Source organism: Methanobrevibacter sp., from assembly GCF_030539555.1.
Lineage (GTDB): Archaea > Methanobacteriota > Methanobacteria > Methanobacteriales > Methanobacteriaceae > Methanocatella.
This window is the reverse complement of record NZ_JAUNXX010000018.1, coordinates 14,304-30,363: the sequence shown is the minus strand read 5'-3', so window position 1 is coordinate 30,363 and position 16,060 is coordinate 14,304. Positions and strand designations below refer to the sequence as shown.

General features: G+C 34.6%; 17 protein-coding genes and 1 pseudogene. 7 read left to right on the top strand and 11 right to left on the bottom strand.

Annotated features, from left to right (window positions below):
- From Q4Q55_RS05310 to rfbD, 9 genes and pseudogenes are all read right to left on the bottom strand, one after another.
- Positions 1-268: pseudogene (locus Q4Q55_RS05310) on the bottom strand (hypothetical protein); the annotation flags it as partial.
- Between the two features lie 13 nt (positions 269-281).
- Positions 282-563 (bottom strand): hypothetical protein, encoded by a 282-nt coding sequence (locus tag Q4Q55_RS05305; RefSeq protein WP_303371785.1) that lies wholly within the window; start codon positions 561-563, stop codon positions 282-284.
- A 10-nt stretch (positions 564-573) separates the two neighbouring features.
- Entirely contained in the window at positions 574-840 is a 267-nt protein-coding gene (locus tag Q4Q55_RS05300) for a hypothetical protein (RefSeq protein WP_303371784.1), read from the bottom strand.
- 241 nt (positions 841-1,081) lie between these two features.
- A complete protein-coding gene (rfbB, locus tag Q4Q55_RS05295) occupies positions 1,082-2,089 on the bottom strand; it encodes a dTDP-glucose 4,6-dehydratase (protein WP_303371783.1) in 1,008 nt (335 codons plus the stop codon).
- Positions 2,090-2,097: 8 nt separating this feature from the next.
- Positions 2,098-2,655, bottom strand: a complete 558-nt coding sequence (gene rfbC, locus Q4Q55_RS05290; RefSeq protein WP_303371782.1) for a dTDP-4-dehydrorhamnose 3,5-epimerase — start codon at positions 2,653-2,655, stop codon at positions 2,098-2,100.
- A gap of 1 nt (position 2,656) precedes the next feature.
- Positions 2,657-3,529 (bottom strand): glucose-1-phosphate thymidylyltransferase RfbA, encoded by an 873-nt coding sequence (rfbA, locus tag Q4Q55_RS05285; protein WP_303371781.1) that lies wholly within the window; start codon positions 3,527-3,529, stop codon positions 2,657-2,659.
- A 42-nt stretch (positions 3,530-3,571) separates the two neighbouring features.
- Complete coding sequence (locus Q4Q55_RS05280) at positions 3,572-3,808, bottom strand: barstar family protein (protein ID WP_303371780.1); 237 nt, start codon at positions 3,806-3,808, stop codon at positions 3,572-3,574.
- Positions 3,809-3,812: 4 nt separating this feature from the next.
- Complete coding sequence (locus Q4Q55_RS05275) at positions 3,813-4,268, bottom strand: ribonuclease domain-containing protein (protein WP_303371779.1); 456 nt, start codon at positions 4,266-4,268, stop codon at positions 3,813-3,815.
- Positions 4,265-5,104, bottom strand: a complete 840-nt coding sequence (gene rfbD, locus Q4Q55_RS05270; protein ID WP_303371778.1) for a dTDP-4-dehydrorhamnose reductase — start codon at positions 5,102-5,104, stop codon at positions 4,265-4,267. The genes Q4Q55_RS05275 and rfbD overlap by 4 nt, the downstream gene beginning before the upstream one ends.
- Positions 5,105-5,174: 70 nt before the next feature.
- On the opposite strand from rfbD, the gene Q4Q55_RS05265 reads away from it, so the two are divergent.
- Positions 5,175-6,416, top strand: a complete 1,242-nt coding sequence (locus Q4Q55_RS05265; protein WP_303371777.1) for a nucleotide sugar dehydrogenase — start codon at positions 5,175-5,177, stop codon at positions 6,414-6,416.
- Here the strand turns inward: Q4Q55_RS05265 and Q4Q55_RS05260 are convergent.
- The gene (locus tag Q4Q55_RS05260) at positions 6,413-7,621 is read right to left on the bottom strand and encodes a DUF2264 domain-containing protein (protein ID WP_303371776.1); all 1,209 of its coding nucleotides are present in this window, start codon (positions 7,619-7,621) and stop codon (positions 6,413-6,415) included. The genes Q4Q55_RS05265 and Q4Q55_RS05260 overlap by 4 nt on opposite strands.
- A gap of 110 nt (positions 7,622-7,731) precedes the next feature.
- Here Q4Q55_RS05260 and hacA point away from each other — a divergent pair, with 110 nt between their 5' ends.
- The 5 genes from hacA (at position 7,732) to mmp11 (ending at position 11,955) form a co-directional block, all read left to right on the top strand.
- Positions 7,732-8,976, top strand: a complete 1,245-nt coding sequence (hacA, locus tag Q4Q55_RS05255) for a homoaconitase large subunit (protein WP_303371775.1) — start codon at positions 7,732-7,734, stop codon at positions 8,974-8,976.
- 4 nt (positions 8,977-8,980) lie between these two features.
- A complete protein-coding gene (locus Q4Q55_RS05250) occupies positions 8,981-9,460 on the top strand; it encodes a 3-isopropylmalate dehydratase small subunit (protein WP_303371774.1) in 480 nt (159 codons plus the stop codon).
- Entirely contained in the window at positions 9,435-10,442 is a 1,008-nt protein-coding gene (locus Q4Q55_RS05245) for an isocitrate/isopropylmalate family dehydrogenase (RefSeq protein WP_303371773.1), read from the top strand. The genes Q4Q55_RS05250 and Q4Q55_RS05245 overlap by 26 nt, the downstream gene beginning before the upstream one ends.
- 147 nt (positions 10,443-10,589) lie before the next feature.
- Positions 10,590-11,006, top strand: coding sequence for a 6,7-dimethyl-8-ribityllumazine synthase (gene ribH / locus Q4Q55_RS05240; RefSeq protein WP_303371772.1), 417 nt, complete (start codon positions 10,590-10,592; stop codon positions 11,004-11,006).
- Between the two features lie 7 nt (positions 11,007-11,013).
- The gene (gene mmp11 / locus Q4Q55_RS05235) at positions 11,014-11,955 is read left to right on the top strand and encodes a methanogenesis marker protein 11 (protein ID WP_303371771.1); all 942 of its coding nucleotides are present in this window, start codon (positions 11,014-11,016) and stop codon (positions 11,953-11,955) included.
- A gap of 35 nt (positions 11,956-11,990) precedes the next feature.
- On the opposite strand, the gene Q4Q55_RS05230 is transcribed toward mmp11, so the two are convergent.
- Positions 11,991-13,682 (bottom strand): glycosyltransferase, encoded by a 1,692-nt coding sequence (locus Q4Q55_RS05230; RefSeq protein WP_303371770.1) that lies wholly within the window; start codon positions 13,680-13,682, stop codon positions 11,991-11,993.
- A gap of 220 nt (positions 13,683-13,902) precedes the next feature.
- Between Q4Q55_RS05230 and Q4Q55_RS05225 the strand changes: the two genes are divergently transcribed.
- Positions 13,903-16,050: a Tex family protein gene (locus tag Q4Q55_RS05225; protein WP_303371769.1), complete on the top strand. Its 2,148-nt coding sequence runs from the start codon at positions 13,903-13,905 to the stop codon at positions 16,048-16,050.
- Positions 16,051-16,060: the final 10 nt, after the last annotated feature.

Below are 16,060 nucleotides of genomic sequence, written 5' to 3'. Positions count from 1 at the left end.
CTCGATCGTGATATAATGGATTACATAGAATAAAAAATACATATTTGGAGGTTGCCAATTTTTTAAAACTTGGTAAAGAAAGTTTATCCTTATAAAAAAAGTTGAATTCAAAATCCCCTCTTGTTTCAAATTCTTTTTTGATGTAGTCCAGATTCCCTTTAAAGGATTCGTTTGAATCTATAATGAAAGAGATTCTATTATTCTTTAGAGGAAAAACTTTAAATAAGTTAAATAAAGTTCCATAAACTTTATGTTTCAGATATTTCATAAAAATCAATAAATTAGTGGAAGAAAGCTAACATTCCTGGGATTGATTCTAGCATTGCCTGAACACCTAGAATGAAAATTGCAAGACCGCCGATGAAATTAATATATCTTGCATATTTCATGGCAATTTTGGTTCCAAATGTTCCAACAGCCAACCAGAAAACAACAGCAGTGAGACTTAAAATAGCAAGACCCAATGGATTAACATGTTCCGCAACACCTTGTGCCGCCAAAATTAAGTTTTCAATGTTTCCAAAAACCAATAATATAATAAACTGTTTTAATTCGTTTGCCATCTAATCATCCCTAATTGTGAAATACTGATTCATACATTGCCTGTAAACCTAAAACAAAAATTGCAAATCCACCAATGAAATTGATAAAATCAACATAATTTATCAGAAGTTGAGTTCCAAAAGTTCCGATTATCAACCATAAAGATACACAACATAAACTAGCAATTCCCAATTTTACTGGGTTTACTCCGGCAACAACACCTTGTGAAGATAGAACTAAGTTTTCAATATTTCCGAAGATAATTAGCCCTACAAACGGCAAATATTGTTCCAACATCCAAATCACCATTTCCCCATAATTAACTGGAAAAAATTTCCAAAATTAATTATCAAATCCTAATTAAAATTAACAAATTATAATATATAAAATTAATCTTTAATAGAGACACTATTAAAATCTGCAATTTAAACAAATTGATAAAACTTAAATAAATCAAATAAAAAGAAGTATAGAAAAATATGAAAATTCGAAAAAAAATTAAAAATTAAAAATAAAAGAGATGAACTTCAAGTGTAAATTACCTGTTCAGGTACATCTTTTCATAATATTCCTGATATTCACCGCTTTTAACCTGATTGATCCAATCCTGATTATCCAGATACCATTCAATTGTTTCTTTAATACCTGTTTCAAATGTGTATTTAGGTTTCCATCCCAATTCACTTTGAATCTTGGTTGAATCAATAGCATAGCGTCTGTCATGTCCTAATCTATCGGTGACAAACTCTATTAAAGATTCGTCTTTGCCAAGTTCTTTCAGTATTAATTTTACAATGTTGATGTTCTGTTTTTCGTTGTTTCCACCAATATTATAGACTTCACCAAGCTTTCCTTCATGTAAGACCAAATCAATGGCTGTGCAGTGGTCGTGTACATGTAGCCAATCCCTAATATTTTTTCCATCCCCATAAACTGGCAATTTCTTACCTTCCAATGCATTGGAAATCATTAACGGGATTAATTTTTCCGGGAACTGATAAGGTCCGTAATTATTTGAACAGCGTGTAATGTTTATTGGTAAATCAAAAGTTTCAAAGTATGCTCTTGTAATTAAATCTCCACCTGCTTTTGAAGCGGAATATGGGCTGTTTGGCTGTAAAGGAGTGGTTTCTGAGAAATATCCTGTTTCTCCTAAAGTTCCATAAACCTCATCAGTTGAAATCTGAATGTATTTTTCAACCCCATATTCTTTAGAAGCGTTTAAGAGAACCTGAGTTCCTAAAACATTTGATTTGATAAATATCTCCGGATCACTAATACTTCTATCAACATGGCTTTCAGCAGCAAAATTGATAACATAATCACATTTTTTAACTAAGTCATCCACAACAGATTTGTCTCTAATATCTCCTTTAACAAAAGAGTAGTTATCCTTATTTTCAATATCTTTTAGGTTTTCAAGATTGCCGCAATAAGTCAAAGCATCTAAATTAATAATATTGTATTCAGGATACTTGTTTACCATATACCTTACGAAATTACTTCCAATAAATCCGGCTCCGCCAGTAACTAAAATATTTGTCATAATAACCACTAATATTTAATTTGAGATTCTTTAAAAGATTTCCATTCTTTATCTTTATCTGATAATATTATCTCATCAATATCATCTATTGGCCAATCAATGCCAATATCCTCATCATCCCATTTTATTCCACTTTCATCATCCCCATGGTAAAATTCTGTACATTTGTAGACGAATTCAGCTTCATTCGACAATACAACGAATCCATGAGCAAATTTAGGTGGAATATATAATTGCTTTTTATTCTCATCAGACAAGATGGCTCCAAACCATTTGCCGTATGTAGGAGAATCGCCCCTCAGGTCGACCCCCACGTCAAATACTTCGCCTTTAATAACGCGAACTAACTTTCCTTGAGGATATTTGAGTTGTAAATGAAGGCCTCTAAGCACTCCTTTTGATGATTTGGATTGATTATCCTGAACAAACTTTAAATCATATCCGGCTTCTTTAAAGTCGTTTTCTTGAAATGTTTCCATAAAGTACCCTCGATTATCTTCGAATACTGTAGGTTCCACTACAAACATTCCTTCGATTCCTGTTTCTGTAAATTTAAATTTACCCATATTATTTTCCTCTTTTAGCTAAATTAAATAAATATTGTCCATAATCAGTTTTATTGAGTTCTTCAGCAGTTTTTAACAAATCTTCTTTTGAAATGTATCCTTTAATATAAGCTATTTCTTCAAGACATGCGATATACAAACCCTGTCTTTTTTGGACTGTTTCAATGAAGTTTGCGGCTTCTAAAAGACCCATATGAGTTCCTGTATCCAACCATGCCATGCCTCTTCCAAGAAGTTCTACTTTAAGTTTACCTCGTTTGAGGTATTCTTCATTTACTGAAGTTATTTCAACCTCTCCCCTATCGGAAGGCTTTACATTTTTGGCTATGTCAATTACATCGTTGTCATAAAAATAAAGTCCTGGCACAATATAATTGGATTTTGGATTGTCAGGCTTTTCTTCGATTGACAACACGTTCCAATCATCGTCAAATTCAACAACTCCAAAAGCTTCAGGATTGTTTGTATAATATCCAAATATTACTGCACCTTCTTTTAGATTTGTAGCCCTTTCAAGGATTTCTGTAAATCTGTGGCCATGGAAAATATTATCTCCTAAAATTAATGCTACATTATCATCACCAATGAATTCTTCACCAATTATGAATGCTTCTGCAAGACCATTAGGATTTTCCTGAACTTCATAAGAAAATTCAACACCGAAACTACTTCCATCACCCAACAAATCCTCATAGATAGGCAAATCCCTTGGTGTAGAAATAATTAAAATTTCACGAATTCCTGCAAGCATCAGAACAGAAATCGGATAATAAATCATTGGTTTATCATATAACGGTAATAACTGCTTTGAAACAGCTTTAGTAATAGGATAAAGGCGTGTCCCAGAACCACCTGCTAAAATTATACCTTTCATATTATCACATGATTATATTTATTTTCATATAATTAATAAATTTCATTTTTCGCATTTAAAATCTAAAAGCTCATTTTCATTTGCCGCATCAACAAATGTGTCGATTAAATCTTTAGAAACCATGTCGCTATTTTTTAGTATTATCTCTGTTTCTATGCCTATTTCGCATAAACAGTCATATAATGCATCAAGATTCTTCCCGTAATAATCCGGAAAATCCAATGCCTCTTTTAAATAGTCATGTCCATCTTTCTTAATCAGATTGCCATCAATTTCCATGTTATCAGACTTCTTTGAATGTGTTGTAATGATCATCCGTATAATAAACTTTATAGTTTCCGGTGTTATAAACTATCCTTTCGGCTCCACGGCTGGTTCCGTTTGCATTAATGTCACATTCTATATACTTATCATCACTATCCGGAAGAACATGTTGTCTATTTGTAAATGTATCTCCGCCAATACTTTTACCGGGAGCATATTTTTTAAGTGGTCCTCCTTGCCAGCCCAAATCCCTTGCCTCGCTTTTAGTGATGTAATTGCTTGGAAGCTTGTGGAATTGTTTAATATAAGCCGCAACTTCATCCACTGTGCAGTATTGACCATCTTCAACGACATCAACACTTGAAGAATCTGAATTTCCTCCGAAATTTAAAAAATCAAAAAATCCTGCACTGACAGAACCCATTACAAATAAGGCAATTATTACTGCCAATACAGCTACTATCCTTTTGTTCATTTAATCAACTCGACATATTCTTTAATAGCTTCTTTATAATGGCGAAGCGGTTTGAAACCGTTATCCGTCCATCTTTTATTTTCAAGTACTGAATAGTGTGGTCTTGGAGCTGGTCTTGCAAATTCTGATGCTGTAACCGGAATAACTTTAACGTCTTCATCTGCAACTTCGAAGATATATCTTGCAAATTCACACCATGAACAGCTGCCTGAGTTTGTGATGTGATAAATACCATAATAATCTGTCTCAATTAATTTTGAAATTGCACATGCCAAATCCGGAGTGTATGTTGGAGTTCCAACCTCATCATAAACAACAGTGATTTCCGAATGATTCTTTGCAAGTTCCAACATTGTTTTAGGGAAATTGCCCCCATTAATTCCATAAAGCCATGCGGTTCTTATGATGAAAAACTTTTCGAGAATTTCCAAAATGGCTTCTTCCCCTTTTAGTTTACTTTTACCATAAACACTGATAGGACCGATTTCATCGTCTTCAACCCATGGACGGGTATTTTCACCATTAAAAACATAATCGGTACTTACATGAACCAAAGGACAATCAATTTTACTGCATCCCAAAGCCAAGTTTTTAACTCCCTCTCCATTAACATTATATGCGAGTTCCTGATTTTCCTCACAGCCATCAACATTTGTATAAGCTGCAGAATTAATGACAATATCCGGATTGTTTTTACAAATAAAGTCAATTACGCCATCTTTATCAGTGATATCCAATGTTTTGGAAGTGGTGAGAATTAGTTCGTGTTTATCTTTTAAGACTTCGATTAAATCATGACCTAACATTCCATTTGAACCAGTGATTAGAATTTTCATAAATATCCCTTAAAAATTTATATGTTAAAATATATATTATACTTTATATTTATATGAAGGAGTTAGAACTATGAAAGTATGTATTATCGGTCAAGGATATATTGGGCTTCCAACAGCAGCCCTTTTTACTAGAAACCATTGCGAAGTTGTTGGAGTAGATGTTAACGAGGAAATTGTAAACAACCTTAATGAGGGCATTGTCCACATTGAAGAACCGGGAATATCTGACATTATAAAAAATGCAGTTAAAAATAAAGTATATGTTGCTAGCCTAACTCCTCAAAAAGCTGACGCATTTATTATTACTGTTCCAACACCATACATCATTGAAAACTACAGCTGTGATTTAAGCTATGTTGTCAGTGCCTGTGAATCAATAATTCCATACCTTGAAAAAGGAAATACGGTGATTATTGAATCAACAATAGCTCCAATGTCTACCGATGAAACAATTAAACCTATTTTTGAAAATGCCGGTTTTACAATTGGAAAAGACTTATATCTTTCACATTGTCCTGAAAGGGTCCTTCCAGGAAGGATTTTAGAAGAATTGGTCCATAACGATAGAATAATAGGTGGAATCACACCGGAATGTTCTAAAAAAGCCAGAGAAGTTTATGGTCAATTTGTTGAAGGAAACATTACATTGACTGAAGCGAAAACTGCTGAGCTGTCCAAATGTATGGAAAATACTTTTAGGGATGTGAATATTGCTCTTGCAAATGAACTTGCAAAAATCTGTGCTGAAATTGGTGTCAATGCTTTGGACGTTATTAAAATGGCAAACAAACACCCTAGAGTAAATCTGCATTCACCGGGCCCTGGTGTCGGAGGTCATTGCCTTGCAATTGATCCTTACTTTATCTATGCAAAGGCTCCTGAAACTGCAAAAATTATTAAATTAGCTCGAGACACCAATAATTCAATGCCCGATTTTGTATGCGACAATGTGAAAAAAATAATTTCTGAAGGCAAAATTGCAGTACTTGGAGTGTCATATAAAGGAAATACCGGAGATGATAGGGAAAGCCCTGCATACAACATAATTGCCAAGTTAAAAGAATATGGGTATGATATAGCAATACATGACCCCCATATTAAAAATAATGATTTCGTAAGCCTTAAAGAAGCTATAAAAGATGCCGATTTAATTTTAATATTATGTGACCATAATGAGTTTAAACATCTGGATTACGGTTTGATTTCCAGAAGTATGAAAAATCCTGTTTTATTTGATACAAAAAATATAATAAATAGAGTTCCGAGTGAAATTACACTATATAATTACGGAAACCTTTATGAATTAAATTAAAAATCAATTGGTTGGTCTTTTGGTATTTTATGACCATTCCATGCTTTTAAACTAGTCCATTCACTAGCTGGTGCATTCCAAAACACTTCGTTTGATTTTAAGCCTAAAGCTAAAAATATTGAACAGCATAAATAAAGACTACCAGTATTTATATCTTTTTCAGATATGTCCAATTGAGAGCCGTTTAATCCTACAATCAACCATCCTTCAGAGTTGAAATTCTGATTGCCTTTGAATTGTTTCATCAAAACCTTAGTCAATGCTGACCTGACTTGAGCAGGGTTTATATTTCTAGGTAAAATCTTAAGTAAAGCCGCCTGTGACAATAAATGGAAAACACCGCAACGATAAGCTAATGAAGCCCCCACAACAGGATAAGTGCCTTCAGGTGAAATCAACCTTTCAAGTTGAGATGACAATCTAGATGACCTCATCAGTTGTACATCCAAGAATTCTCCATCTGAAAGACCGTATTTTCTCATTACAAATAAAATATCATTGAGCATCGGATGAATTGTAATGCTGTTATAGTAGTTTAACTCAAATGACTCGCCGTCACTGTAAATCGCATCTCCCAAATAGAATTCATCTCTAAATTTATGAACACCATAGGATAAACGTTCTTTATCGCATTCGCCAGTGAATTCTAAAAGTGCCGCTTCAATCATTGCAGTATATAACAACCAGTGATTTTCATATGGCGCAATAACACGAGTATTTTTTAATTCATGAATAATTTTGGCCTGTACACCCATAGGCAAATTAAGCCAAACTTGATTTTTAGATCTGAGTAATCCTTGAGCAAATAAAGCAACATCAACTAAAGATTGTTTTGGTTCAATAACAAAAATGTAATCATTGTTATTGGTATTAACAGCATTACTAATAGCTTTTAATGTCATGTTTAAATATTTTAATCTCAATTGACCTTCTTCAGAACTGTCCGGGCCTAATTCCAACCAGGAAGAAATTCCATTAAACACTCTGGCAAAAGCCTCAAGATATGCAAATTTTTGATTTTCTGCACTGATTGATTCATAAGGCATTTTTTTCCTTAGGGAACCTCTAGCCAAATTATTTAAAACTGGATACGCTATTTTTTGTAATAATGAAATCCAATAATCCCTATCCTCTAAAACTGAAGATTCCTCTTCAATTACGGGTTCTTCTTGTTTTCTAAATCTTTTAAAAATTGAGTTGCTCATGAAATATTATTTGTTGAACATTATATATAAATCTTAGAAAAACAGATTTTTTTAAAAATTTATATATTTATAAATACATAAATATTTACCATTATTAAGAGGTTGAAAAAATGCCAACAATGTCTGAAAAAATTTTAGCTAAAGCATCTGGAAAGGATAAAGTAGAGGCTGGAGATATTGTTATAGCAAATATTGATGTTGCAATGGCTCATGATTTGACTGGACCCCTTTCAGTAGAATCTTTTGAAAAGATTGGAGCTGGAAAAGTATGGGATCCATCAAAGATTGTCATCCCATTCGATCATCAGGTCCCTGCAGATTCCATTGACTCAGCAAATAACCATATAATTATGAGGAACTTTGCCAAAGAGCATGGAATTGAACATTTTTATGATGTTTACGAGGGAGTTTGCCATCAGATCCTTCCGGAACTAGGTCATGTCGTGCCTGGAGAAGTGATTGTGGGTGCGGATTCACATACTTGTACTCATGGTGCTTTAGGAGCATTTTCAACTGGGATTGGTTCTACAGACATGGCAATGGTGTTTGCAGAAGGTAATTTGTGGTTCAAGGTGCCTGAAACAAACAGGTTCAATATTACCGGTGAATTAAAAGAAAATGTATACGCCAAAGATGTTATTTTAAATATTATTGGACAAGTAAGTGTAGACGGCTCAACATACAAAGCCTGTGAATTTGCAGGTGAAACCGTTTCGAATATGAGTGTTTCAGACAGAATGGTTTTATGCAACATGGCTATTGAAATGGGTGGAAAAACTGGTTTAGTTGAACCCGACCAAAAAACCATAGACTATGTTGAAAGTCGTTCCAACAAACCTTATGAAATTTTTAAAACCGATTTGGATTCATCATCCATTAATATTATTGATATTGATGTTAGTGATTTGGAGCCTCAAGTTGCATGTCCTCATAATGTTGACAATGTAAAACCAGTAAGTGAAGTTGACCAGGAAATAGACCAGGTATTTTTAGGATCCTGTACTAATGGAAGACTTAGTGATTTAAGAGATGCCGCAAAAATATTAAAAGGAAATAAGATAGCAAAATCGACAAGAATGCTAGTAATACCGGCATCAAAAGAAATATACGCCAAAGCACTTGAAGAGGGTTTAATTAAAATATTCGTCGATGCAGGAGCCCTTGTATCCGCCCCATGTTGTGGTCCATGTCTTGGAGGGCACACCGGAATTATAGGACCTGGAGAAGTGAGTCTTTCTACTTCAAATAGAAACTTTAAAGGAAGACAGGGAAGTCCTGACGGTAAAGTTTATTTGTCTTCAGCAGCCGTTGCTGCGGCTTCAGCAATTGAAGGAAAAATCGTGGTGCCGGAGTGATAATATGAAAGGAACTGCATGGAAATTCGGAAATGACATTGATACTGATATCATCCTTCCCGGAAGATATCTGATTTATACTGATGAAGAAAGATTATCCGAGCATTGCATGGAAGGTTTGGATGATAAGTTTAACGAAAAATGTAGCAAAGGAGATTTTATCGTTGCCGGAACTAATTTTGGTTGCGGATCTTCAAGAGAACATGCCCCGATTGCCCTTAAGGGTGTTGGAGTATCTGCAGTAATTGCAGAGTCATTTGCAAGAATATTTTATAGAAATGCTACAAATGTCGGAGTTCCTCTCCTTGAAGCACCTGGAATCACAGAGCTCGTCGAAGATGGAGAAGAAATTGAAGTAGACATGGAGAAAGGAACAATTACTGCTTCAAATGGAGAGACAATAACATTCAAGAAATTACCTCCATTCATGTTAGAAATATTGGAACAAGGTGGATTAATTGAGTACCTCAAAAACAAAAGATAAATATCAAATTGCCATTATTCCAGGTGATGGAATCGGTAAAGAAGTCATGGAAGCTACAATATCCGTATTGGATGAATTGGATATTGAATTTGATTATGTTTATGGTGAAGCTGGAGACGAATGCGGTGAGAAAACTGGAAATCCGCTTCCCGAAGAAACTTTAGAAATTATTAGAAATGCAGATGCATGTTTGTTTGGTGCAGCAGGTGAAAGTGCTGCTGACGTTATCGTGAAAATACGTCAGGAAATGAAGATGTATGCAAATCTAAGACCTGTTAAAGCTTATCCTAATACTAACGCATTGTTTGATGACGTTGACTTTATGATTGTTCGTGAAAATACCGAAGGATTATACATTGCAAATCAGGAAGAGTTAACTGAAGATGGTGCAATCGCTAAACGCATTATTACAAGAAAAGCCGAAGAACGCATTATCGATTATGCTTTTAAATACGCAAAAGAGAATAACAAAAACAAAGTCACAGCAGTTCATAAGGCCAATGTGCTTAAAAAGAGTGACGGGCTTTTCAGGGATGTGTTCTATGAAGTAGCTGAAAGGTATCCTGACATTGAAACTGAAGATTTCTATGTAGATGCGACTGCAATGTATCTTATTACTCAGCCTCAAAGCTTTGAAGTTATAGTGACTACCAATTTATTTGGTGATATCTTATCCGATGAAGGCGCAGGAATCGTTGGAGGACTTGGAGTGATACCTTCCGCAAATATTGGTGAGGATGGAGCATTATTTGAGCCTGTACACGGTTCAGCGCCGGATATTGCAGGTGAAGGTATAGCAAACCCGATGGCAATGATGCTTTCAGCAATTATGATGCTTAGATATATCGGTGAAAACAAAGCTGCGGATAAATTTGATGCCGCTATTTTAAAAGTGCTTAAAGAAGGTGAAACCTTAACCAAAGATTTAGGTGGTTCAGCAGGCACTATGGAAGTAGCCGAAGCAATTAAAAATAATTTATAAAAAAAATAAGGAGAATAAAATATGGATTTGAAAAAATTTACTAAAATGCAATTGGCTGCACTTTTTATTATATTTATTATGGTATTAAGTGGGGTTGCAGGATTTATGCTTTTATTATTCCAAAGTGGAGCTTAAGGAGATGAAAAAATGGTAAAATATGAAATAGCAGCAGTTGTTGCTGAATTTAATTATGATATAACTCAAATGATGTTAGAATTAGCTAAATCAGAAGCTAAAAATAGAGACTGTGAAATTACAAAAGTTGTAGCTGTTCCTGGTGTATTTGATATGCCTCTTGTAATAAAAAAATTATTGCAAAAAGGAGAATACGACGCTATCATCACATTAGGTGCTGTAATTGAAGGCGCAACCGACCACGATCAAATCGTAGCACAACATGCATCCCGTAAAATTGCAGATTTAGCATTAGAATATGATACCCCAGTTGCTTTAGGCATTACTGGTCCTGGAATGACAAGAATGGATGCGCACAGACGTGTTAAAAACGCTAAAAGTGCAGTTGAAGCAGCTATTAAAATGTGCGACAGATTAAAAGAAATTTAGTGATTGGATGGAAATTCTAAAACCTGACGAATTAAAAGAAAAATTTACAGACCCCTGGATAGCACCATATGAAAAAGTTTTAACAATGGTGGATGGCGACAAAGTTGAAATTGTCGAATATCATCCATGCATATCCGGATCTCATTGGCTATTAAACCAATACCGCAACAACTCTGAATTAATTGATTCAGCTTATCGTGATGGAAACAAACACGTTTATTCCTGCCATGTTGGTTCAAGTCCACTTGACCTGAAAGCCAGTTTCAATGCTGCGGGAATAGATGAAATTGTTATTGACGGTGATGAGGTTAAAGTTACACATGCAGGACTTGCAGGTGCTGGTGTAGGTGCCGGAATGTGCAGAGGAATGGGCGAAGGTGTCAAATACATTGAACTAATCGAAACCGGTGGAGGCTCAAAAGTTGGAAAGGCTACCGTCGTTACACCAAAACTTCAAAAAGTAGTCATTGGTATAGATGACACTGATACTAAAGATGCTGGAGCTACATGGACAATGGCTCATAACTTGGGTGTTGAACTTGCCGGTGAAGGTTATGAATATTTGGATCACATCATTGTACAATTATACCCGCATAATCCTCATAAAACTCAAAACTGTGTATCCATTGCTTTAACATTTGCGGTTGAAGAATCAAAAAAAGAAGATTTGATTAATAGAGTTATTGAAATTCTTAAAAGAGATACCTTATCCGATAAAACAGCCATAGCTATATTAGAAGGTCTTGATATTCCTGAAAAATTAAGACAATATTCAATAGCTACAAAATCTGGAATGATGGATGTTGAAACTGCTGAAGCAACTGCAAAAGAGCTAAATATTCCATTGATTGCAGTGACTGGTGAGCAAGGAAAGGTGGGTGCTCTGGCAGCACTTGGTCTTTATGATGATGTTGAGGAAGCTGTTAAAGCTTACGATAAAAAAGAATAATCTAAGAATTCTTTCTTAGATTTTTTTACTATTTTTTAAATATATAAACTCAGGAAATTGCCTTGAGTAGATTTTGAAAACTGTTTCATTGAAGTGTAATCAGAATCCCTAAAGATTATTTCAACTTCTGAACCCTCATATGTGAATGTGGTATTCTCAGGACCGGTTATAGAAGTAACGATTTCGCCATCTATGGCAATGCTGTATGATGAGCCATTTCTCAATACACCTGTTGAATTAACAATTGATTCATTGTCAACAATCACTTCAAAACTGGAAGCATTTAATTCCTTTGAATTGATGGCAAATTTCTCGATGAACGTAATATTCTGATTTTCATTGCTTTGAGTAACAATACTTCCATCAAAGATTTCCAATAAACGGCTGTTTTGAATGACATACCCTGTTTCAAGGTTTAATTCTTTTTTGGCTTGGAGTGGCAGCCTTAGAATATCCGGTTCTCCCTCCCTTGTTTCATTGATTGAATAAATCTCATTGTCAATCTGTATCGTGTCATTTATTTTAACGCCTAAAGTCATCATCGCATCTGCAGGCATACGAATTTGGTCAGATTCATTTTCAATAGCTGTATCAATAGTATATGGACCTCTTACAGATATTGAACTGTCAGCCCTTGAATTATCAGCGTAAATAATTAGATTTCTTGAGTTCGGCTCGATTGATAATACACCATTTTCAAAGTGTGCCGCACCAATGAATGTGGAAATCATCAGCAGCAGGACAATTATTGAAATAATCAGCGGAAAGTGAATCTTGATAAAGGACTTTAATAGATTGCCTCTTGGTGTTTTTCTAAACATTACAACAGATTTTACAATAACTTTAATAATATAGTAGATGGCTAAAATAATACCCGCAACAGAAATCAAAACACCGATAGCCAATGGAATAAATTTAACAAAAAATACTGTGAATAATCCTAAAATAACTAAGGATAAACCGACAATAGACATTCGAATAAAATAACCTATCTCATCTATCATCAGAACCCTTCCGTACTTGTTTGCGCGGCTTATGATTGTCCTGACAACTTCATTAGCCATCATGTTTAAATCTGAAAGAGGGGACATGTCATGTTCAATCGCACCGATGTCAACTTCCATAATGGATATTCCAAGCACATCAACATCGATAACAATTCCTACATCCACACCGTAATCCTTTTCAAAATTAATTTTCTTTAATATTTCTTTACGTGCCGCAAACTGACCGCTTAACGGTTGCTCGAATGAAATTTCCGGGAAAAAGAAATTAAGAAGCGGTTTTGCAGTAAGTTCAGTTACACGTCCGCTGGCGCGTGAAAATTTGGTTTTGGTAATATCGGTTTTTCCAAGCAGAATCGGTTTGATAATAGCTTCAACTTTTTTAGAAGTCAAATTATAAATATCTGCATCGATGAATGCAATGATATCACATTCTGATTGCATATAACCAGTGTACAGCGCTTCACCTTTACCTTTATTGGTTTCATGATTAATTACAATAGCCCCAGCTCTTAAAGCTTCTCCTTCAGTATCGTCACTTGACCCATCATTAACAACGATGATTTCATCTACAAAGGATACTTTTTTAACCACATCGATTACCTTAGCTACGGTCTCCTCCTCGTTGTAAGCAGGAATAACAACCGAAACCTTCTGATACTTAGGTTTGGAAGTTTTGATACTAGCAAGTAAAAATGCGATTATTACAAAAAACCAATACACTCTACATTCTCCAATAAAAGTTTAATTATAATAATTATGTTATTTAAATACTATAAATGTTACTTGTATTTTTCCAAATTAAACAATTAAATTAAAATAATATTAAAACTAAAATTAATCTATTAAATTATTTATTTATGGATTAAAGCTTTTTTAAATCCGTGATATTTGCTTTAAAAAATAAAATTCAAATTAAACTTATTTTAAAGGTTGAAAATTGATGATAGTTAATACTCTTAAAAATGAACTTAATCTTGCAGACTGGCAAGTTGAAAAAGTAATCAAATTAATCGATGATGGAAATACCATACCGTTTATCGCAAGATACAGAAAAGACGTTACAGGTTCACTTAACGATGAAACCCTCAGAAAATTTGATGAAAGATTGAAATATCTCAGAAATCTGGAAGACAGGAAGGAAAAGATTATTGCACGAGTCGATGAACTTGGAAAGCTAACGGATGATTTGAAAAATAAAATTCTGAATTCCAAAACTTTGGTAGAACTTGAAGATTTATACAGACCCTATAAAAGCAAAAAAAAGACCAGGGCAACAATTGCACGTGACAAGGGTCTTGAACCGTTGGCCCAAATTATTTTAGCTCAGGATGTTAAGGAAAGTGTCAAAAAAATAGCTAAAAATTACATTAGTGATGAGGTTAAAACTCCGGAGGATGCAATCAAAGGAGCTCAGGACATTATCGCCGAGATAATATCAGACAATTCAGAATTCAGAAAAAAAATAAGGCAAAATACCTTCCATACCGGTCAAATTCAGACAAAAACCAAAGATAAAGATTCTACAAGCGAATATGAAATCTATTATAATTACACAGAAGACCTAAAAAGGATTCCTCCTCACAGAATTTTAGCAATAAACAGAGCGGAAAAAGAAGGAATCATAAAAGGAAAAGTGGTCTGTGAAGCGGATGAAATCATAAGATACCTTAACAGGCACATGTTAAAGAACATATCCAAAATTCCTGAAAAAATCGAATACAACAGATTCACAACACCAATAATAAAAGAATCCGTCCAGGATTCATACAAAAGGTTAATTTCACCTGCAATTGAACGTGAAATTAGAAATTATCTAACCGAAAAGGCTGAAAAAAAATCGATTGAAGTGTTTGCAAAAAACCTAAACCAGCTGTTAATGGAAAGCCCGTTGGTTGGAAAGACAATATTGGGTTGGGATCCGGCATTCAGGACAGGATGCAAACTTGCAATCATTGATGATACTGGAAAAGTCCTCGACACTGCATTGATTTATCCGACTGAGCCTCAAAACAAAGTGAAAGAATCTGTTGAAACAGTCCGTGAACTGATTGGTAGATATGACATTAATGTTATTGCCATCGGCAATGGAACCGCATCAAGAGAATCTGAAGAAATTGTTTCTGACATAATTAAAGGAACTGATGTCGAATACATTATCGTTAATGAAGCGGGTGCTTCCGTATATTCCGCATCACCACTGGCCGATGAGGAATTTCCAGACTTTAGTGAAGGTGAGCGAAGTGCAGTTTCAATTGCCAGAAGACTTCAGGACCCCTTGGCTGAACTTGTAAAGATTGATCCGAAATCTATTGGGGTCGGACAATACCAGCATGACATGAACCAAAAACAATTGTCCGAATCATTGACAGGAGTTGTTGAAAAAGTGGTAAATGAGGTGGGAGTTGATTTGAATACGGCATCATATAGCCTATTGAATTATGTTTCCGGAATTGGAAACACAACCGCTAAAAATATAATTGCATACAGAGAGGAAAACGGCAGTTTCAACTCAAGAAGAGAATTGTTGAAAGTCAAGAAACTGGGAAAGAAAACCTATGAGCAATGTGCGGGATTCGTGAAAATAGATAACCCTAAATATCCTTTAGACAATACTACAATTCACCCCGAGTCATATGATGCTACATTTAAGCTACTTGAAAAATTAGACTATTCCACCAGCGATATCGGCTCAAAATCCTTAAAATTAGACAATATTGACTTAGAAAAACTTTCCTTAGAGCTAAATATTGGTATAGAAACCCTTAAAGACATTGTTAGAGAGCTTAAAAAGCCAGGTAGGGACCCTCGGGAAGACATGCCGAAGCCAATATTGAGAAAGAACGTATTGTCAATAGAAGATTTGGAAATTGGAATGATAATGCAAGGTACTATTAGAAACATTGTTGATTTCGGTGCATTTGTTGATATAGGAGTTCATCAGGATGGATTAGTTCATATCTCACAGTTAGTGGCTGATAAATTTGTAAAGCATCCTTTAGATATTGTTGGGGTAGGAGATATTGTGGATGTTAAAGTCATGGATGTTGACCTGAAAAGGAATAGAATTAACTTATCTATGATAATTTAAATATTTAAAA